Genomic DNA, 16,514 nt, shown 5'->3' with positions numbered 1-16,514 from the left:
TCTGAACTGGGGAGTTTACCGGGAGGCACCCGGCACCACATCTATCAACTGAACTGACAATAATACCGAGTTGGGCGGGCGCCTGTCATTTTGCAGGGTTCAATCAGAGCAGTTTTCAGCCCCTACTTTAGTCCAGTTGAAGTTATCTCAGATGCCAGGCACAATGCCCACAGATTAGATGTTTTAATCAATGCTACAAATTGCCTGGAACATTTATCTCTTTTCTGCCACAGATGAGAGAATCAAAAGGCAAAAAAATAACCCCACTTCATTAGTCGTTGGAGACAAATTTGGTGAAGTGGGGGTGCCAATACGGCCAACACCAGGGAATACCCATAAGAATAATCTAGAAAAAGCAAAAATAATAATTTTTTTGATACACAGAGCCCGCTTTTGCGGGCTTTTTTGTGCCTGCGATTTGTACCTTCAAAACCAGCCTTAAGGTTTTCCTCCTACTTTCAAAAAATTAACTATAAGCCGCCATCCTGCTGACGGCCGGAATCAAATGTATGCCGCCAGAAAAGGATCCGGGCTTTTGGGCCAGCGTACTGCTGTGGCTCTACAGCCACAAAACAGAATGGGGATATGCCGGAGTAGCGGGCATGTTTTCACTATTACGCAGTGCATATGCAAAAAGCCCTTGGAGTAAACGCGTGCTGGATGCTGTTTCATGCAGCGCCCTGGCATTTTTCGCCGCGCCCACGCTTCAGGTAATAGGCGCATTACTCAACTGGAACGTACCGGACGCGGCCGCGCAGGTGTTCGCGATCTATATCGGCTATGTCGGCAACGACTACATCAGCGCCAGGCTTCACAGCTGGATAGCCACGAAGACGGGAGGCACGAATGAAAATCAGCAATAACGGCATTGCATTTATCAAGCGTGAAGAGGGCGAGCGGCTGCTGGCCTATCCGGATTCGGTTGGCGTTCTAACTATCGGTGTAGGCCATACCGGCACAGTAGACGGTAAACCGATCGCAAAAGGGATGACAATCACGCCAGCCCAGTCAACCAGCCTGCTGTTAAGCGATCTGGCCTGGGTTGAATCGGCGATTAACGGCAATGTGAAAGTGCCGATGACGCAGAGCCAGTACGACGCGCTGTGCAGCTTCGTTTTCAACGTTGGTCGGACAGCATTCGTCAATTCCACGCTGCTGAAAAAGCTCAACGCGAAGGACTATGCGGGCGCCGCTGACCAGCTCTTACAGTGGAAACGCGCCGGCACAATCGCAGATCTGCTTCTGCCGCGCCGAAAGCGAGAAAGGGAGCTCTTTAACTCATGAATCCTTTAACGCTAATTAAAAACTTTGGCCCGGCCATCGTTATCGGCCTGATCTGCCTGGCGCTCTGGATGCTCAATGCCAGGAGTTCACAGCTTGAGGCAACTAACCAGCGCCTTGAGCAGCTGGCAAACAGTAAAGACGATCAGATTAACGATCTGCGCTCTAAAAACGATGGCCTGGCATCTTCAGTGAATGACCTGGCCACAGCAGTGAATAAGCAAAACGCCGTCATGTCTCAGGTAGTTGAGCAACGGGCAGAAACAGCACAGCAAAACAGGAAGCTCCAGAGTGAAATTAAACGTTACCTTGCGGCGGACAAGTGCGCTGTTGCTCCTGTTCCCGCTGGCGCTGCTGACCGGTTGCGCGACGCAGCAAAAACCGCTGGTGGAGTACCGGACAATCAGCCAGCCAAACCTGCCGCTTCCCGCTGAGTTAACCGGCCCGATTGACGTGCCGCCGGTGCCGGAAAATATGACGTTCGGCCAGGCGGTTGAGCTATCAGCAGAGCTGTACGGATTGCTGGGGCAGGCCAATATTGACCGGGCGGCAATCCGCCAGCTTGAATCAACCCGCATGACAAATCCCAAGAAGAATTGATCCTCGCATCAAAGCACTATCAGCCTCGCATCTGCGGGGCTTTTTTATGCGCGTCGCAGCGCAACTCAACCCCGAGCCTTTCAGAAAGCTGAGCCTGAGAATTGCCGTTATATGGTGGCGACCATCTCGGGGGCGGCTCTTCTGTGCGAACAGGCTCATCTTTCTAAAAGGTAATCGCGATGAAAAATTTACAGGTTGTTCCTGATTTTGACTTTCGCCAGCTGGTTGGCGCTGCTGATGGCGAGCCGGTAACGGACACATTCCAGATCGCTAAGGCATTCGGTAAGCGACATCAGCATGTCATAAGAGCTATCGAAAACTTGCAGTGCTCCCCTGAGTTCTCGACGGCCCATTTTTGGGCCTCCGAGAAAATCAATGAGTTAGGCATTTTCGACAAAAAGCAGAAGTTCTACCGAATGGATTTCAGTGGCTTTGTGATGGTGGTAATGGGATTCAGTGGCCCGGCTGCCGCGCGCGTCAAAGAGGCGTACATCAACGCCTTCAACTGGATGACGGCAGAGCTACGCAAACACAGCGAAAGCTATGAGGCAGAGCGTAACGCCGTCATGCTTGAGTACATGAAAGAGAAGGACGTAGCAAGCATGTCTGGTCGCCTGCTTAATCGCTGGGGACGCGTTAAGAAACCCCAGCTTCTGGCCCGCATTGAGCAAATTGAGCAGCACGGGCAGATAACGATACCTGGACTACCGAAGTGACCATCACAAGGCGCATTTACGAGTGGCCTGATGATGATTAATTTTGCTTCACTAAGAACATTCTTAACGCTAATGTGTAGCCTTCATTATGAAAGGAGGTTGTGATGTTAGAAGATTACTTCAGCAAAAATACCCCAGTTGGTGTTACGCAAGAGCAGAAACAGCGGCTTCTTGCTGTTCAGGCTGCTTTAGAATTGGCTAAGGCATCTGCTGGTGCAAGCGGAGCAAACACCAGGACCGATAAAGTTGAAGAAGACTTGAAGCATGCAGCAGAAAAAATTGAAACACTTGCAGATGCAATTCAAAAAGCACTGAGTAAGTAGCAACTGCATCTTATTGAATAAGCCGCCTACGGGCGGTTTTTTATTGGGGTGAATAAGACGCTTATGAAGGTGGAACTCGGGGATACTTGCGCCTGATTATGTAATCAAACTGGGCTCTGTACCAGAGCCGATTGAATAAGGTCCCAGCGGTCTAGGTACTGCTCATCCTCACCTTTAGCTATTTTGAAAAGCGGCGCACTATGGTGCCAAGTGGAATTGTTTGCAACGGTTAAGCTTGGGACGATAAAAATCTCAGGAACATTATTGTTGTTAATGTCTTCAGACATGTTACAGAACACATAAAAGAAATCAGGTGATACGGCTGGAATATGCTTGCCTACCATCCATTGGCGTGGGGCACTTCTGGCCCACGATCCTTTAACCTGAATACTGATGCTTTTTGAACCATCAATGGTAGCAATGATATCGACAGCACTTGAACCGCTTGTAGTTAAAGCGGCACTGATACCCAGTCGGGATAGCATATAAGCAACGTAATACTCTCCGGCATCACCTGCGTTTTTGGCAGACCTTTTAATCATTTCAGGCATATCATCCCTTGGAAAAGTAAATGGCACTCACCGACAAACAAGAAATGTTCTGTCGCGAGTACCTCATCGATTTGAACGCCACGCAAGCGGCCATTCGGGCGGGGTACAGCGAAAAGACCGCCCGCGCAGCTGGCTGTGAAAACCTAACAAAACCTGACATCCAAAACCGTATCGCAGATCTCAAAGCGCAACGGTGCGATCAAATAAATATTGATGCTTCTTATGTTTTACGTCGTTTACTGGAAATCGACCAGATGGATGTACTCGACATCATGACCGATGACATGAGCATCAAACCTGTGTCGCAATGGCCTGCTGTATGGCGTCGCTATCTTAGTGGCTTCGACCTGGCAGACATGTTTGAGGGGCGAGGAGAAGACCGCGAAATGGTCGGCATCCTTAAGAAAATTAAATGGCCTGACAAGGTTAAGAATCTTGAATTGCTGGGCAAACACGTTTCTGTTCAGGCATTCCGGGAGCAAGTTAAGTCAGAGGTTACTGTCGAATCGCTTTCCGATCTGATGGACGATCTCGCTAAGGGGTGAGCATGAAGCCTGAACATCTCGCGCTTCTGCGTGACAAGCTCTGGCGGCTGAATCACCTCTACTGGATAACCGATAAAGAAGGCAAGCCGATACGCTTTAAAATGACGGCGGAGCAGCTCGAATACTTCGAGGGGATGCACACCCGCAACATCATTCTGAAGGCTCGCCAGCTTGGCTTTACGACAGAAGTCTGCATTATCCAACTGGACGCTGCACTGTTTGAAGCCGCCAAGTGTGCCCTGATTGCTCACACCCTGAACGATGCCAAGCGCCTTTTCCGAGAGAAGATTAAATATGCCTACGATCGCATCCCTGATGAAATCAAAGCAGCCAACCCTGCGAGCAACGATGCGGCGGGCGAGCTGGTATTTAAGAAAGGCGGCTCGCTTTATATCAGCACCTCTTTTCGCGGCGGCACGCTTCGTTATCTCCACGTTTCGGAGTTCGGCAAGATATGCGCCAAATACCCGGACAAGGCACGGGAGATTGTCACTGGTGCGTTTGAAGCAGTATCAAGCGACTGTTTCACGACGATTGAAAGCACGGCAGAGGGCCGCGCTGGCTACTTCTTCGATTACTGCCAGTCTGCTGAAAAAGCTCTTCTTCAGGGTAAGCAGTTAAGCAGTCTTGACTGGAAATTCTTTTTCTTCAGCTGGTGGAAGAACCCCCTCTATGCAATTGATCCGGTAGAACCGCTGCCGCAGCGCCTGAACGATTATTTTGCTGAGCTTGAGGCAAAGCATGGGGTGGTGACTAACGAACGGCAGCGTGCCTGGTATTACGCCAAAGAGAAAACGCTCGGCGATGACATGAAGCGCGAATATCCGTCGATACCGGCGGAGGCGTTTCAGCAGTCGGTCGAGGGTGCCTACTATGCGAAGCAGTTCCGCAAGCTTTACGAGCAGAAGCGGATCGGCGTGCTGCCGGATAACTCACATTCGCCGGTTCATACCTTCTGGGATATCGGCGTAGGCGACTCCACGGCCATCTGGTTCGTACGCATCGTTGGCGAGGAGTATCACGTCATCGACTACTACGAAAACAGCGGTGAAGGCTTGCGTCATTACATGAAGGTGCTGAAAGACCGCGGCTATGAATACGGCGATCACTGGGCTCCTCATGACATCGATAACCGGGAGTTTGCTGGTGATGGCAAAAGCAGAAAGCAGATAGCAGCAGAAGGTTTCGAAATCGACGGAAAGGTTTACTCAATCCGCTTCAAAGTTGCACCAAAGCTAGGTGTTGACACCGGCATCGACTCAGTACGTGAAATCCTCCCCAAATGCGCTTTTGATGCCGCTAAGTGTGAGCAGGGTATCTCTCACCTTGAGGGCTACCGCAAGGAGTGGGATGACAAGCGCGGCTGCTGGAAAGATAAACCTCTACACGACTTCACATCGCACGGTGCTGATGCTTTCCGTTACTTTGCTGTAGCGAAGACGAACCATAAACAGACCGGCGCAATCTTCTTTTAAGGAGCTCATCAGTGAGTGAACAAAGCAACGAGGTCACATTCCTCGTTAATGCCCTTGCTGATGCTATGGGCCGTCAGCGCATGCTGTACGGTGGTCATCAGGGCAACACCAAGCGAACGAAGCTCTATGAAGAGTTTGGTTATCCCAACGATCTAGATTTTGACCGATACTACCGCGCCTATGAGCGTAACCCGGTGGCTTATGCCGCCGTGCACAAACTGCTGGACTCATGCTGGGTTGATAAGCCGACCATCATCGATGGTGATGAAAACAAGGAATCGACTACCTCGACGCCATGGGAAGCTGCGGCGACCAAGCTGCTGGCTCGACACTGGCCGAAGATTAAGGATGCTGACCGCCGCAATCTGGTTGGCAAGTACTCGGCTCTGCTGATTCAGTTCCGTGACGGACGCGAGTGGAAAGAGCCCGTAGACAGCGCCGTGATTAAGCGGCTGGGTGACCGGGCAGTTGTTAAGCTTATCCCAGCGTGGGAATCGCAGATTAAGCCTGGCAACTTCGACACCGATACCATTTCGGAAACGTACGGCGAGCCGGTCAATTACCAGTTCAACGAGCAGCCTGTTGGCGATGATGGCACATACGGACCAGTTCGCAGCGTTACAGTGCATCCGGACCGCGTCATCATCCTGTGTGAAGGCTCTGAGGATGAGAATATGCTTTCCGGCGTGCCTTATCTCCGGGCTGGCTACAACAAACTTCTCGACCTTGAGAAGATTTCCGGCGGCAGTGCTGAGGGCTTTCTGAAGAACGCCAGCCGCCAGTTGGGGATCGCTTTCGACTCAACGACAGATATGGCGGGGATAGCCGCTCAGGCGAAAGAGGCTGGGTACGCCAACATTGGCGAGGCGATGAACGATAAAATTGCCAAGATGAACCGCGGCACCGATGCGGCTCTGGTCATGCAGGCCGGGACACCTTCAGTGCTGTCTGTAGCAGCCGCTGACCCGTCACCATCATGGACGGTTACTGCCAACGAGTTCTCCTCATCAATTCAGTGCCCATTCACCATTCTGTTTGGACAGCAGACCGGCCGCCTGGCATCTGATGAGGATAAAGCGGACTGGGCTAAGCGCTGTAACGGTCGCCGCTGGGGCTTCATGACTGCAGTGGTTAAAGCGATTCTGGAGCGATTCTGGAAGCTTGGTGTCATTGATGTGCCTCAGTCTGGTGAAGTCACACTGGCATGGTCTGACCTACTCGCCCCGAGTGAGAAAGAGAAGATAGCTAACATGCAGGCACTGGCAGACGTAGCGCAGAAAACTCAGGCTGCATACGGTACACCTGCTATCGATCCTAATGAAATTCGTTCAGCTGGGGAGCTGGAGCCGCTGCCAGATAATGAGTTGCCGCCAGTTCCACCGGGAGACCCGCTAAGTGACGAACCTTCAGCTAATCCGAACGCCACTGATACCTCGCAACAAAGCTGACCCGACTCAATCCGCCCGGCCAGTTAGCAGGATGATTCGCGACATCGAAATGCGTTATTACGACATAAAAGTCGCACTGAAGCAGCTATTTGATGAGCGACTTACCGGCACGGAGCGAATTGGTAACGTCTCACATGCTGTGTACGGCAATGTGATTTATCAGGTCAACGCTGGCACCTACGTTTACGACATGACTGCGGCGCAACTTGCTGATCTGTTACAACGCGTTCAGCTGATTCTGGATGATGTCCTGCTTGACGGTGGTAGCCAGAACTTGTGGGCGCTGGAATATGTTGTCACAGAGTATGAGCGTGGCACGCATCAGGCATTCACTAATCTTTCAGTACAGTCGCCGGTATATGCGCAGCAAACCACGCTGGCGCAGCTGTTGAGCACCCCGGCATACCAGAATCAGATCGCTGCTGCATACGTCTCCACCTACAGCGAATGGAAGGGTATCAGTGATGCTACCAGAGCCGACCTGGCTAATGTGATATCAGATGCGATTGGCAGAGGTGTCAACCCTCGAGAGACGGCACAGGTCATCAGTAAGCGCCTCAATGCGAGCATGGCTCAGGCCAAAAACATTGCTCAGACCGAGCAAGTTGGGGCACTGCGTAAGGCCCAATGGCAGGAAACAGACTGGGCGAGAGAAAGGCTGGGACTTAATACCGCAATCCTCTGGCTGTCAGCGCTAAAGCCAACAACCAGGCAATGGCATGCTTCCCGCCACGGGCGCACCTACGCCACCGAAGAAGTTGAAGCGTTCTATGCCGAGCGCGGGAACAGGTACCACTGCTACTGTGCGAATGTCCCGTGCTTACTGGACGAGAACGGCAAGATCGTTAACCCCGGCCTCGTTGAACGACTGGCAAAAGAGCGAAAGGATTGGCAGCAAGCTGCTTAACCACTTACCCAATGAGGACACAGCATGAAGCGCAATCGCGTTAACGTGCTGACCGTCGTCAACTCCGCTTCAAACATCACCACTGAAACCATCGACGGCAAGCCACATATCGTGGTTCGCGGCATTACGCCCGTTGTCGACGATATCGTGATGAACCGGAAGTTGTACCCGGCAGCAGAAATTGGCAAGGCGTATAACACGCTGGAGCGTAACCCGATGCCGTTGGGGCACCCTAAAGTGGACGGCAAGCACGTATCGGCCCGGGATGTTCGCGCAGTCAACAACTACCACGTCGGCGCATGGCTGCAGAATGTCAGTCATACCGACGGCAAGGTGACCGGAGACATGTACGTTGACCGTCGATACGCCGAATCCAGCGAGAAGGGAAAGCGCCTGATTAACCGCCTGGATGAAATGACCGCCGGCACCAACTCAGAACCCATTCACATCTCAACCGGCCTGTTGTATTCAGGTATCGCTGCCAATGGTGAGTCGAAGGGCAAAAAGTACAACGAAATCGCTACCAATATGATGTTCGACCATGTGGCGGTGCTGCTTGATGAGCCCGGAGCAGGAACCCCTGATGAAGGCGTAGGCATCTTCGTTAACTCTGATGGTGAAGACCAGCAAATTGAAGTGGCCAGCCTTTCAGAGGCGTCCAACTGCACCAAAGAAGGCCTCGTTAACAAAACGAAGTTCTTCTTCACCAACGCTTCCAATTTCAGCTTTGACGACATTCAGCGCGCTATCAGCGATCGGCTGCGTGAAGGCCGTGATGGCGATAACTGGCTGTGGCCCGAAACGGTCTGGCCGGACAGTTTTATTTACCGCGATGACACCCGCTATTTCAAACAGAAGTACCTCATCGACGATGACGGCACCGCTCAATTCGTCGGCGAACCTGTAGAGGTCGTGCGCAAACCCACTGAGTACGAAATTAAAACCAACGGAGAAACAGATCCGATGAAAGACCTGATCGTAAATGCGCTAAAAGCAGCTGGTAAGCCGACCGAAGGCAAAACCGATGCAGAGCTGATGGACGCATATAACCAGATGGCTGCGGAAAAGGCAGCTGCAAAACAAGAGACGCCAGAAGAGAAGGCCGCCCGTGAGAAGAAAGAGGCGGACGACAAAAAGGCAAAAGAGACTGCGACTAACAGCGAGCAGGCCCCGGCATGGTTCAAGCCGTTTGCCGACAAACTGACCACCATTGAAAGCGGCCTGGCGGTTAACGCCGACAAAGAGAAAGGCGAAAAACGCGCTGCGGTTAAGGCGAAGTTTGGCCTGGATGATTTGGCTGTCAATGCTCTGGATGGCGCGGCACTTGATGGCCTGTACGCACAGTGCCAATCATCTGTTGGCCTGAATGGCGGCACGCGTCATCAGGTAAACACTCAATCCCTCAGCGAAATGCCGGAGTAAATGATGGCTAAAGATGGAAAGCATGTAATTCACGCGGGCGGCGTATTCCCTAATCCGCTCCTGAATCGTGAAGGTGCCGCGGCAGCAGACACCAAGCCAGGCACTATCGGCTTCTTTGATGCGGGCAAGTTCACTGCATCGGTTGATGGTAATGAAGAAGCGATTCTTTATGTCGCCAACTACGACTATCTGCGCTGCCTGACTGTTGATGACAGCATTCCTGCAGGCGAACTGGTCGTGGGTATTCAGCCAATGCAGGGCATGTTCCTGAACGTACGCGCGGCGGCCGGCACCTACAAAAAAGGTCAGCCGCTTTCAATCGCTAATGGGCAGGTTAAAGCGCAAGCCGCTGACGAGTCCATTCGCTGCTTTGTAGAAGAAGACAAAGCCTATACCGCCGCCGCAGGTGACCTGCTGCGCGTTGTGATCAAGTAAGGAGCACCTGAATGTTTGTATTTTCCCGTTCCTTGGGCGAACGCACTGGAAACCTCGAGGTTAACCAGTCTCAGTTTGCCGAACTGCAAATGGCGCGTAATGCGGGTGCTCAGGCTGCTGCCGATTTCCTCGGTCGCGTGCGTGGCATTCGTGAAGATGCCGGCGGTCTGGATGCCGTCAATGCTGTTGACGATATCCGCCGCCTTTACCGCGCCTTCGATACCACCGTTCTGGCTCAGTTCGAGCCAACCACCCAGTTCACCCTACTGAATGACCTGATGCCGCTGTCTCGATCAGTGCGCATTGAACAGTCACGCTACGATTACGCTCGTACCGGTGGCCGTGGCTGGGCCCACACATCCATGTCCGGTCAGATTGGCGCGGCGCTGGATGCGAAGAGCTACACCTTTGACGGCACCATGGTTCCGGTGCATGACTCAGGCTTCAAGTTCACCTGGCGCGACCCAATCTTCAACAGCCCTTCAGCACTCCAGTCTCAGGCTGATGCGCAAAGCGGCTCTGTTGAAGATGTGCAGCGTCAGTACGTTGACTACATGTTCAACGGCTTCCGCGATCCAGAAGGCAACTACGTTAAGTTTGACGGCCTGACCTGGAAAGGCCTGAAGGCAGACGAGCGCGTTGCTCAGGTAACTCTGACCTTTAACTTCGTAACCAGCACTGATCCGGTAGCTCTGCGCACCAATGCGATCGCCCTGCGTGATGTGGTCCGCGTGACCAACAGCCAGTACGCACCGCAGACGTGGTACGTGTCGGCAGAGATCATGTCGAACCTTGAGCGTTACTTCGACGTGAACGCAACCCGTACCGTGATGGAAGAGATTCTGAAGCTGTCTGGTATTGCGGCCATCAAAGAAGATGCGCAGTTGTCAGGTAACGAAATCCTGATTGTGCCACTGACTGCAGGTGTCATTGCTCCGATCGTCGGACAGGCTATCGGCACCGTTGCGGATCCGCGTCCGTTCTACAACAGCGATTACATCTGGCGCACATGGGGTGCTATGGGCCTGATGGTTAAGCAGGACATCAACAACAAATACTCCGTCATCCACGCCTCTTAAGGAGCAGCTAATGGCACTCGTAAAGATTCTGGCTTCAAACCTCTTTGCCGGTGCCAACTTCCAGAAACTGGAGGTTGGTAAGGTTTATGACGTTGACAGCGCGATCGCGGATAAGTGGGTCGAGCAGGGTAAGGCTGAAACATCTAAAGAGAAAGCAAGCGAAAAACTGGTTTTCGAAGTGGCTACGCCATCCGCACCGGTCAGCACCGACGCATCGGTATTGCAGTCCAAACTGGATGACGTGCTGGAGCAGCTGAAAGTCGCTCAGGATGCAGCAGAAGCAAAAGACAAAGAGCACGCCGATACACTGGAAGCCGCTAATAAGCGCGCTGACGACGCAGAAGCAGCGCTGGCCGCAGCAACCAAAAAGGATAAGTAACCATGGCAGCCCAAATCATGCTGGATGACGTAAAGCCGCTGATGGCTGAGCTGGGCTTCACGGTTCCTGATGCTGTCCTGCAGTTGCTCATCGACCAGGTTAACGTCACTTCTGCCTGTATGGACGGGGCGGGCTACTCCGAAAGCCTGCAGAAGCTCATGCTTATCTATGCAGCGGCGAGACTGGCCGCCCTGTCCGGTGCCAGAAAGATTGCTTCTCAATCAGCACCATCTGGTGCATCACGCTCTTTCACCTACGACAGCGCCGGAACAGATTATCTTTATCGGCAGTTGCTTTTGTGGGACAAGAACGGCTGCCTCGGCGATCTGCCTATCTCTGGCGTTTCGGTTGGATTTTTCGATGTTGTTGGGGGCTGCTGATGGAATGGGTATCTGCAAACCAAAAACTACCCAAGCCATTTGATCGCGTCTGGCTTAAAACTTCATCTGGCCGGCAGTCTACGGGCTATGTTAACAGCAGCGGTCAGTGGATCATTAACGGCCCGAAAATAGCCGCTGAGAGACCTGCTGTAACGGAATGGAGGCGATAGTATGACAACCACTGCCAACTGGTCATACACCGCTGCATGCACGATTTGGCGGCGATATCAGGACAGGGACGAATATGGCGACACCATTGGGTACGCCGCTCCGGAAACAATCATGTGTGACTATCAAGGTGGCTTGTCAAAGCGCCTTGGCGATATCGGAACTGAGAAGGTAGTTAAAAATACATTCTGGACAGAGTATGGAAAGGCCAAAACCGGGGATTACATCCTTATTGGCGAATCTCTGGCAGTTGACCCGCGCAAGGCGGGAGCCGATGAAATTATGCAGGTCGTTCGCTATGCAGACACTTTCGAGCGTTCATCGGACGATTACGCCATTATCACGGGAACATGATATGGGTGTGAAAATCAAAGGCGTTCGTGAAGCCCAGCAGAATCTGAACGCGATTATTGGTGATATTCAGGGGCGCAAAGCAGTGCGGGCGCTGCAGAGTGCGCTGATTATCGGCTCTTCCCAGGCTGCGCTCTACACGCCTATAGACACGTCCACGCTCATCAATAGCCAGTACCGGGAACTTAATTTAAACGGTAGCCGGCTAACCGGGCGCGTTGGTTATTCCGCTAATTATGCCGTCTACGTTCACGATCCTAACGTTCCACAGACATTCAGGAGAGCCACGGCGCAGAAAGAGTTCCTGACAAAAGGCTTCGAAGATACGCGTGAGCTAATAGACAGGACAATCAAAAAGGAGATGTCGCTTTGAATCCTCCTATGCATGTTCGGCTACGCAACCATTTCGTTGATAACGGCCTGGCGGATGGCTTCACAACTCAGCTGCTGATATGGAATGACAGCGGCGACCTGTCAGAGGCGTTCATTGTTTTCCGGCCAAATGGCGGCTCTAACATTCGAAATGAGCTGGGCGCAGAGTATTACGTGATGGTTGACGTGATAGGCTCAAAAGGCAGCAACGGCGCGGCAGATAGTGCGGTTCAGGCCATTATTCAGCGCATCCAGGATAATCCGCTACCCAATGACTGTATCGGCTACATCGAAAACTTCGGCGGGATACCCGCTCCCGTACTAACCGCCGAAGGCCGCCTGGTTTACCGGCTTCAGTTTGCAATCAAATACGGCGAATAGCCGAAAATCCAAAGAGGAATGAACTATGGCAATTTGCCAAACCGACAACTCCAAGTTGTTCGGTCGCGCGATCGTGCTTGAAGTTGCCGATGGCTGCGCCGACACCGTCCCGCAGGAATCAGAGTGGAAAGCTCTGGCAGCCGGAACAAGTAAAGGTTTCGACTTCTCACCTAATAGCGTGACGTCTGACGCCGACGACACTAAAGGTTATGTCGAAAACATCGTGACCAATGCCGATTTCACTATCTCGTTTGAAGGTGAGGTTCGCCGGAATGACAAGCTCGACCAGTACGGTGTTGGTCGCCTGATTAAGTATTTCAACACCGAGATTCAGGCGGCCCGACAGCCTACTTTGTGGGTGCGCATGGAGTTCGGTCCGGTCACGTTCACGGGCTACATGCTGATCAACGCCCTCAGCTCAGACGGCGGCACAAACGATATCATCACATTCTCCACTGAGTTTAAGGTGGCAGCAGCTGACACAATTCAGGTTCTGGACACCGATGAAACCGTGCCGGCTACCGGCGTAACCGTTACCCCGGCCACGACCTCGATCGCTGTTGGTGCCACTCGCCAGTTGACGGCTGCTGTTGCGCCAGCTGACGCGACAGACAAATCAGGAACCTGGAAAACTACCGATGCAAGTAAAGCAACTGTGAGCTCTACCGGCTTGGTTACCGGTGTTGCTGCTGGATCGACTAACGTCACCTTCACCACAAATGACGGCGCCTTTACCGGCACTACGGCTGTTACGGTCACCGCGTCGTAATTGCCATTTCAGGGGCTTCCAACTGGTGGCCCCGAAAATGTCTGTTACCGGATTAACTCATGACACCACAGAAAGAGATTGGCGAGTGCCTGATAACGCTGGGCGAAAATGATTACTTTTTTAGGCCTTCATTTTCTGCCATGTCGCGCATTGGAGAGCCGGCCGAGATAGTTAAGGCATTTTATGACCTGCACAACGATGAAATCACACCATTGCTTCAGCAGGCGCTGAACGCATATGGAAAGATACCGGCCTGGCTCGTGGAGTACGTGAGTCGTCAGCAGATAGCCAAGCCAGCCATGATGGCTGCTATGGCCGTGCTCACAGCATGCTGCGACCGTGACCCGGCGCCGCTGACCGGCGAAATTATCCTTGGGCGCTCGGGGCGATGGGCATTCGTTTATCGCAAAGGGGCGATGCCGCCTGGTGACATGGTGCTGATCGCTCAGTCGCTCATAACCCACGGCATTATCGGCAAAGCAAAGGTGCGCCAGCTACAGCGTCACGAAAGCGGCCAGGCTACTACGGAGTTTCGGGCGTTCGACTACATCAGTGCTGCCCGTAACCATTTCAACATGAGCCGCACCGACGCCGAGCAGCTAACGATGACTGAGTTTCAGATGCTGCTAAACGCCAAGTACCCGGATCAGAAAGGCTTCACAAGGGAAGAGTACGACTCGGTGGCTGATGATTATCTGGCGAAGAAGGCGCGGCGACTAGCTAAGGCGACATAAGCCGCCGTATTCAAGGTTTTATATGAGGTAACGATGGATAAACTTCTACAAGAAAATGGCGAAGGTGATTTACCAACCACTCAGCGGCCGCAGGCTCTGTCACTCGATACCAAACAGAGACTTTTTCATAGATTCCCTGATACTCAAGAGTTGTGTATTCCCAGCGTAAACTGCTGTAAGAATAAGCTAATGGATGGGGTTCCGACTTATCATCCGAGTATAAATCACCAACCCAATGGTAAAAGTGCTCATCCAAGATGCGTAAATCATCTGTTGTAGTTTGCCTCATATCTGGTCGGTGAGAGAATTCGATGTAACCTGCATAGTAGGTTTCATGCGGGCCAAAATCGCATCCAAAGGTCATGAAGTGTCCTGGCTTGAGATTAACTTCTTCGATTAGTCGCCTTAGCCAAGGCCAACTCTGTATCTCATGTATCTCGCCAATTCGCTCTGGTTCTGATGTGAGGTCTATGCCACCGTTATTGATATCACCATTCTCACGAACTTCCTTTCTGTAAGGGAAGCGAATGAAATGATCGTTAAATTTTGCCTTTTCCATTTGGGCATCCTCTGCTGTGTCAGTTGAGACTACCCTAGTAACATCGCTTCGCCCATCCTGACAGCTGATCAGTGCTTATGGCTCTCATAAATGTTAATTTATTATTGATCTTTATGTTGCATTTTTGTATATTTAAGATGCTTTAGGATAGCGGTGGTGGGGGCTGGTGCAACTCCAGCACTGATGCTTTGGCTTCTATATCTTGGAACTGCATTTTTATTTTTTCTTACTGAAAATTATTTGCTTTTCAAACAACAAGATAATCAAGGAGGTCATATGAATACACTTCAATTAACCGTACTATCATTTTTCGAAGCAGCATCAACATTTATGATGGGTATAGCGGTCAATGCATCAGGTACAGTTACCTCGCTACCCTAAAGCAAACTATTAATAACCCGCCAATCGGCGGGTTTTTGCTATTTGGAGGGTTACTTCATAAGAATGGCTAAACCAGCTGTGGTTACTGTCTGAACAACAGTTTTAAGAGACTCAGTAGTCATCTCAAAGAGCTTGGATTTAGCTCTTTCTTTCTCTGGATCTGTCATGTTCGACAGCGCTATAAGGTCTTCGAGAACCACGACAGCATCGCGATGAAACTTGATGGTTTGGACATTCAAAATGGCCCCAAGGCCACCGTCATCGCGAATAAAATCAATACCTTTACTTGTTATTTGCAGTGTGTTTGGGTGAATCTTTTCAGGGCCATTGATATATGATGTGCTTTCAAAAACAATAAGCTCATGACCAAGTAAATATTTAAGATTGGCCATATAGTTTTGCTGCCCGCCAAATCTCGATTCAAAATCTTGATTGGTAAGAAAATCGAGACCCTCTGGAGAGGTTTCATAAAGCTTTTGGAGCAGTTCCTTTTGTATTTTACGATCGAATTTTCCCATGCTTAGCATTCTGTCCTCCAACTTAACTCGAGCGGCCTTTTGAGTATTATCGACTTTTATGCTTATCCCAACAGGTCTTACACCAAGCCATCAATTTGTCGGCATTTTGATTGTTGGGATAGAAGCTTGTTCTTTTACGGCGAGTCTTGCATTTGGGGCACCATTTCATGAATTTAGTGTTTTTATCACCTTTAAGACATTCCGTACACCATATAGTAACGCCATCAGGGTTTTTACTGGATTTGCTGAATTTACTGAATGGAAGATTCACCCGGCAACGTGTACATTGTTTTACCTTTTCAGTCACAGCCTTCAGTTCAATACCATGATCTGAATTTGGTAAAGCAGGCTTGCTCTTAATGGATGGAGCCGGGCTTGTAGTAGGCTTCCTATCCACAACTATAGCCTGCTGAGAGCGACCATGTGCTAATGCCTGATTGTGAACCTCAGCTGAACTGGGCTGCGCAGGTTGAGGTGAGGTAAATGTTGCCTGAGAATTATCTACAACCTTAGTACGCTCAATAGTGACTTCGCCAGTTTCTGTTTTATAAGTGTCTCTCTGCCTTATAACTGTTTTATCAGTTGTTTTATTTTTATTCTGATTAATTAGGTAAATCAGCACTATAACAACACCTACTACTATCCAAAAAATTTCCATAAAGTGTGTATCTCAAGTATTCCAAGGCAAGAGTCTGTCAACCTAGATTACCCCGTAATAACTTTAATGCCCATCCTGACAG

At 51.1% G+C, this 16,514-nt stretch carries 24 protein-coding genes; 20 read left to right on the top strand and 4 right to left on the bottom strand.

All coding sequences use genetic code 11. The features are described 5' to 3' along the window. The first annotated feature begins 509 nt into the window (after positions 1-509). From ACA373_RS05605 to ACA373_RS05580, 6 genes are all read left to right on the top strand, one after another. Positions 510-863, top strand: coding sequence for a phage holin, lambda family (locus tag ACA373_RS05605; RefSeq protein WP_370734143.1), 354 nt, complete (start codon positions 510-512; stop codon positions 861-863). After that, positions 847-1,284: a lysozyme gene (locus ACA373_RS05600; protein WP_370734142.1), complete on the top strand. Its 438-nt coding sequence runs from the start codon at positions 847-849 to the stop codon at positions 1,282-1,284. Before ACA373_RS05605 ends, ACA373_RS05600 begins: the two co-directional genes overlap by 17 nt. Continuing rightward, positions 1,281-1,715, top strand: a complete 435-nt coding sequence (locus ACA373_RS05595) for an Rz lytic protein (RefSeq protein WP_370734141.1) — start codon at positions 1,281-1,283, stop codon at positions 1,713-1,715. The genes ACA373_RS05600 and ACA373_RS05595 overlap by 4 nt, the downstream gene beginning before the upstream one ends. A 40-nt stretch (positions 1,716-1,755) precedes the next feature. Further along, complete coding sequence (locus tag ACA373_RS05590; RefSeq protein ID WP_370734140.1) at positions 1,756-1,881, top strand: hypothetical protein; 126 nt, start codon at positions 1,756-1,758, stop codon at positions 1,879-1,881. Between the two features lie 179 nt (positions 1,882-2,060). Beyond that, complete coding sequence (locus tag ACA373_RS05585; protein ID WP_370734139.1) at positions 2,061-2,597, top strand: Rha family transcriptional regulator; 537 nt, start codon at positions 2,061-2,063, stop codon at positions 2,595-2,597. A gap of 104 nt (positions 2,598-2,701) precedes the next feature. Beyond that, a complete protein-coding gene (locus ACA373_RS05580) occupies positions 2,702-2,920 on the top strand; it encodes a hypothetical protein (RefSeq protein ID WP_369894612.1) in 219 nt (72 codons plus the stop codon). A 104-nt stretch (positions 2,921-3,024) separates the two neighbouring features. On the opposite strand, the gene ACA373_RS05575 is transcribed toward ACA373_RS05580, so the two are convergent. Then, a complete protein-coding gene (locus ACA373_RS05575) occupies positions 3,025-3,471 on the bottom strand; it encodes a hypothetical protein (RefSeq protein ID WP_369894613.1) in 447 nt (148 codons plus the stop codon). Positions 3,472-3,491: 20 nt separating this feature from the next. Here ACA373_RS05575 and ACA373_RS05570 point away from each other — a divergent pair, with 20 nt between their 5' ends. The 14 genes from ACA373_RS05570 (at position 3,492) to ACA373_RS05505 (ending at position 14,316) form a co-directional block, all read left to right on the top strand. Next, on the top strand, positions 3,492-4,016 hold the full coding sequence (locus ACA373_RS05570) for a terminase small subunit (RefSeq protein WP_370734138.1): 525 nt from the start codon (positions 3,492-3,494) through the stop codon (positions 4,014-4,016). 2 nt (positions 4,017-4,018) lie between these two features. Continuing rightward, positions 4,019-5,491: a terminase gene (locus tag ACA373_RS05565; RefSeq protein WP_370734137.1), complete on the top strand. Its 1,473-nt coding sequence runs from the start codon at positions 4,019-4,021 to the stop codon at positions 5,489-5,491. An 11-nt stretch (positions 5,492-5,502) separates the two neighbouring features. After that, on the top strand, positions 5,503-6,939 hold the full coding sequence (locus ACA373_RS05560; protein WP_370734136.1) for a DUF1073 domain-containing protein: 1,437 nt from the start codon (positions 5,503-5,505) through the stop codon (positions 6,937-6,939). Positions 6,940-6,970: 31 nt separating this feature from the next. After that, positions 6,971-7,846 carry a phage minor head protein gene (locus tag ACA373_RS05555; protein ID WP_370734135.1) on the top strand — a complete coding sequence of 292 codons (876 nt, stop codon included), beginning with the start codon at positions 6,971-6,973 and terminating at the stop codon, positions 7,844-7,846. Positions 7,847-7,870: 24 nt separating this feature from the next. Next, positions 7,871-9,268, top strand: a complete 1,398-nt coding sequence (locus ACA373_RS05550; RefSeq protein ID WP_370734134.1) for a DUF2213 domain-containing protein — start codon at positions 7,871-7,873, stop codon at positions 9,266-9,268. A 3-nt stretch (positions 9,269-9,271) separates the two neighbouring features. Continuing rightward, the gene (locus tag ACA373_RS05545) at positions 9,272-9,703 is read left to right on the top strand and encodes a hypothetical protein (RefSeq protein ID WP_312759705.1); all 432 of its coding nucleotides are present in this window, start codon (positions 9,272-9,274) and stop codon (positions 9,701-9,703) included. A gap of 11 nt (positions 9,704-9,714) precedes the next feature. Then, the gene (locus ACA373_RS05540) at positions 9,715-10,782 is read left to right on the top strand and encodes a major capsid protein (RefSeq protein ID WP_370734133.1); all 1,068 of its coding nucleotides are present in this window, start codon (positions 9,715-9,717) and stop codon (positions 10,780-10,782) included. Positions 10,783-10,792: 10 nt separating this feature from the next. Continuing rightward, positions 10,793-11,161 (top strand): hypothetical protein, encoded by a 369-nt coding sequence (locus ACA373_RS05535; RefSeq protein WP_370734132.1) that lies wholly within the window; start codon positions 10,793-10,795, stop codon positions 11,159-11,161. Positions 11,162-11,163: 2 nt separating this feature from the next. After that, positions 11,164-11,541: a hypothetical protein gene (locus ACA373_RS05530; protein WP_370734131.1), complete on the top strand. Its 378-nt coding sequence runs from the start codon at positions 11,164-11,166 to the stop codon at positions 11,539-11,541. A 171-nt stretch (positions 11,542-11,712) separates the two neighbouring features. After that, entirely contained in the window at positions 11,713-12,063 is a 351-nt protein-coding gene (locus ACA373_RS05525; RefSeq protein ID WP_370734130.1) for a hypothetical protein, read from the top strand. A gap of 1 nt (position 12,064) precedes the next feature. Further along, on the top strand, positions 12,065-12,433 hold the full coding sequence (locus ACA373_RS05520) for an HK97 gp10 family phage protein (RefSeq protein ID WP_370734129.1): 369 nt from the start codon (positions 12,065-12,067) through the stop codon (positions 12,431-12,433). After that, entirely contained in the window at positions 12,430-12,813 is a 384-nt protein-coding gene (locus tag ACA373_RS05515) for a hypothetical protein (protein WP_370734128.1), read from the top strand. The genes ACA373_RS05520 and ACA373_RS05515 overlap by 4 nt, the downstream gene beginning before the upstream one ends. Positions 12,814-12,838: 25 nt before the next feature. Then, positions 12,839-13,582 carry an Ig-like domain-containing protein gene (locus ACA373_RS05510; RefSeq protein ID WP_370734127.1) on the top strand — a complete coding sequence of 248 codons (744 nt, stop codon included), beginning with the start codon at positions 12,839-12,841 and terminating at the stop codon, positions 13,580-13,582. Positions 13,583-13,641: 59 nt separating this feature from the next. Next, a complete protein-coding gene (locus tag ACA373_RS05505; RefSeq protein WP_370734126.1) occupies positions 13,642-14,316 on the top strand; it encodes a DUF6246 family protein in 675 nt (224 codons plus the stop codon). A 10-nt stretch (positions 14,317-14,326) separates the two neighbouring features. On the opposite strand, the gene ACA373_RS05500 is transcribed toward ACA373_RS05505, so the two are convergent. From ACA373_RS05500 to ACA373_RS05490, 3 genes are all read right to left on the bottom strand, one after another. Next, the gene (locus ACA373_RS05500; protein WP_370734125.1) at positions 14,327-14,875 is read right to left on the bottom strand and encodes a hypothetical protein; all 549 of its coding nucleotides are present in this window, start codon (positions 14,873-14,875) and stop codon (positions 14,327-14,329) included. A 431-nt stretch (positions 14,876-15,306) separates the two neighbouring features. Next, positions 15,307-15,774, bottom strand: coding sequence for a hypothetical protein (locus ACA373_RS05495; protein WP_370734124.1), 468 nt, complete (start codon positions 15,772-15,774; stop codon positions 15,307-15,309). Between the two features lie 46 nt (positions 15,775-15,820). Continuing rightward, positions 15,821-16,432 carry a hypothetical protein gene (locus ACA373_RS05490; protein WP_370734123.1) on the bottom strand — a complete coding sequence of 204 codons (612 nt, stop codon included), beginning with the start codon at positions 16,430-16,432 and terminating at the stop codon, positions 15,821-15,823. Positions 16,433-16,514 lie beyond the last annotated feature (82 nt).

Origin of the sequence: Erwinia sp. STN24 (assembly GCF_041320675.1) — a bacterium.
GTDB classification, from domain to species: domain Bacteria; phylum Pseudomonadota; class Gammaproteobacteria; order Enterobacterales; family Enterobacteriaceae; genus Erwinia; species Erwinia aeris.
This window is presented reverse-complemented; position numbering and strand designations above follow the sequence as displayed.

Bases quoted from the DNA above. Each gene is read 5' to 3' on its own strand.
- ACA373_RS05565 (WP_370734137.1), top strand. From the start codon at position 4,019: ATGAAGCCTGAACATCTCGCGCTTCTGCGTGACAAGCTCTGGCGGCTG.
- ACA373_RS05525 (WP_370734130.1), top strand. From the start codon at position 11,713: ATGACAACCACTGCCAACTGGTCATACACCGCTGCATGCACGATTTGG.
- ACA373_RS05580 (WP_369894612.1), top strand. From the start codon at position 2,702: ATGTTAGAAGATTACTTCAGCAAAAATACCCCAGTTGGTGTTACGCAA.
- ACA373_RS05575 (WP_369894613.1), bottom strand. From the start codon at position 3,471: ATGCCTGAAATGATTAAAAGGTCTGCCAAAAACGCAGGTGATGCCGGA.
- ACA373_RS05495 (WP_370734124.1), bottom strand. From the start codon at position 15,774: ATGGGAAAATTCGATCGTAAAATACAAAAGGAACTGCTCCAAAAGCTT.
- ACA373_RS05605 (WP_370734143.1), top strand. From the start codon at position 510: ATGCCGCCAGAAAAGGATCCGGGCTTTTGGGCCAGCGTACTGCTGTGG.
- ACA373_RS05545 (WP_312759705.1), top strand. From the start codon at position 9,272: ATGGCTAAAGATGGAAAGCATGTAATTCACGCGGGCGGCGTATTCCCT.
- ACA373_RS05510 (WP_370734127.1), top strand. From the start codon at position 12,839: ATGGCAATTTGCCAAACCGACAACTCCAAGTTGTTCGGTCGCGCGATC.
- ACA373_RS05555 (WP_370734135.1), top strand. From the start codon at position 6,971: ATGATTCGCGACATCGAAATGCGTTATTACGACATAAAAGTCGCACTG.
- ACA373_RS05585 (WP_370734139.1), top strand. From the start codon at position 2,061: ATGAAAAATTTACAGGTTGTTCCTGATTTTGACTTTCGCCAGCTGGTT.
- ACA373_RS05490 (WP_370734123.1), bottom strand. From the start codon at position 16,432: ATGGAAATTTTTTGGATAGTAGTAGGTGTTGTTATAGTGCTGATTTAC.
- ACA373_RS05530 (WP_370734131.1), top strand. From the start codon at position 11,164: ATGGCAGCCCAAATCATGCTGGATGACGTAAAGCCGCTGATGGCTGAG.
- ACA373_RS05535 (WP_370734132.1), top strand. From the start codon at position 10,793: ATGGCACTCGTAAAGATTCTGGCTTCAAACCTCTTTGCCGGTGCCAAC.
- ACA373_RS05520 (WP_370734129.1), top strand. From the start codon at position 12,065: ATGGGTGTGAAAATCAAAGGCGTTCGTGAAGCCCAGCAGAATCTGAAC.
- ACA373_RS05595 (WP_370734141.1), top strand. From the start codon at position 1,281: ATGAATCCTTTAACGCTAATTAAAAACTTTGGCCCGGCCATCGTTATC.
- ACA373_RS05505 (WP_370734126.1), top strand. From the start codon at position 13,642: ATGACACCACAGAAAGAGATTGGCGAGTGCCTGATAACGCTGGGCGAA.
- ACA373_RS05500 (WP_370734125.1), bottom strand. From the start codon at position 14,875: ATGGAAAAGGCAAAATTTAACGATCATTTCATTCGCTTCCCTTACAGA.
- ACA373_RS05590 (WP_370734140.1), top strand. From the start codon at position 1,756: ATGACGTTCGGCCAGGCGGTTGAGCTATCAGCAGAGCTGTACGGATTG.
- ACA373_RS05550 (WP_370734134.1), top strand. From the start codon at position 7,871: ATGAAGCGCAATCGCGTTAACGTGCTGACCGTCGTCAACTCCGCTTCA.
- ACA373_RS05540 (WP_370734133.1), top strand. From the start codon at position 9,715: ATGTTTGTATTTTCCCGTTCCTTGGGCGAACGCACTGGAAACCTCGAG.
- ACA373_RS05600 (WP_370734142.1), top strand. From the start codon at position 847: ATGAAAATCAGCAATAACGGCATTGCATTTATCAAGCGTGAAGAGGGC.
- ACA373_RS05570 (WP_370734138.1), top strand. From the start codon at position 3,492: ATGGCACTCACCGACAAACAAGAAATGTTCTGTCGCGAGTACCTCATC.